The sequence below is a fragment of the Oerskovia sp. NPDC060287 genome (genome assembly GCF_042726775.1).
Classification (GTDB): domain Bacteria; phylum Actinomycetota; class Actinomycetes; order Actinomycetales; family Cellulomonadaceae; genus Oerskovia; species Oerskovia merdavium.
This window is the reverse complement of sequence record NZ_JBHXBO010000420.1, coordinates 1-1,058: the sequence shown is the minus strand read 5'-3', so window position 1 is coordinate 1,058 and position 1,058 is coordinate 1. Positions and strand designations below refer to the sequence as shown.

The window sequence follows — 1,058 nt, the reverse complement described above, 5'->3', positions numbered from 1 at the left end:
CGCCCGCGAACTCGCGGGGCGAGCGGGCCTTCGTCGTCCGGCCCGCGGCGCGTGTGGGTGGCCGGTCCTACCGTGGGAGGACCGCCAACGAGTCGCAGGAGGACGTCATGGCCTTGAAGTTCGGGTTCGTCGGGAGCTTCGGTTCCGCATCAGAGCTGGTCTCCATGGCCCGCGAGGCCGAGGACCACGGCTGGGACGGCTACTTCACGTGGGACGGCATCAGCCTGCCCGGCATGGAGGGCTACGACCCGTGGGGCATCCTCGCCGCGGCGGCCGTCCAGACCGAGCGCGTGACGTTGGGTGCGCTCGTATTCGCACTGCCGCGCCGGCGTCCGTGGGAGCTCGCGCGCCAGGCTCTGACGGTCGACCACCTCTCGGGCGGGCGGCTCGTGCTGCCAGCAGGCGTCGGGGTGCTCGACGACGCGGGCTTCAGCGCCGTCCCCGGCCAGCTCACGTCGCTGCGCGAGCGCGCCGAGCTGCTCGACGACGTGCTGGCCTTCCTCGAGCGTTCCTGGTCGGGCGAGGCGTTCTCGTTCGACGGGAAGCACATCTCGACGGGCGAGATGACGATCTCACCGCAGCCCGTCCACGGGCGCATCCCCGTGTGGCCCGTGGGGGTGTTCCCGAGCGAGAAGTCCATGAGCCGAGCGGTCCGCTGGGACGGCGTGACGGTCCAGCTCCGTGGCGACCGCGGCCTGGACCCGCTCACACCGGAGGACGTGCGCGAGGTCGCGACCTGGGTGGGCGACCACCGCGACCCGGCGGCCGGTCCGTTCGAGCTCGTGGTCCAGCGGGACTTCGCGACCGACCTCGACGCCGCGGCCCAGGACGCGCGCGCGCTCGAGGCCGCGGGCGCGACGTGGTGGCTCGAGGCCGGGTGGGACCCGTCCACGATCACTGCGGAGTCGCAGCTCGCGCGGATCCGCCAGGGGCCGCCGCGACCGTGAGCGCGTGCGTCGCGCCACGTACGCCGCCCGTCGACGACACGCCGTCTCGGCGAGCAGGTACGTCCCCCTCGTCGCGCACACGCCGACGGCGCCGCTCCCCACCCAGGGGAG

General features: G+C 73.9%; 1 protein-coding gene. It reads left to right on the top strand.

From position 1 onward, the window contains the following. On the top strand, positions 1-947 hold a 947-nt coding region (locus tag ACFWFR_RS19450; RefSeq protein ID WP_377624217.1), incomplete at its 5' end, for an LLM class flavin-dependent oxidoreductase. Positions 948-1,058 lie beyond the last annotated feature (111 nt).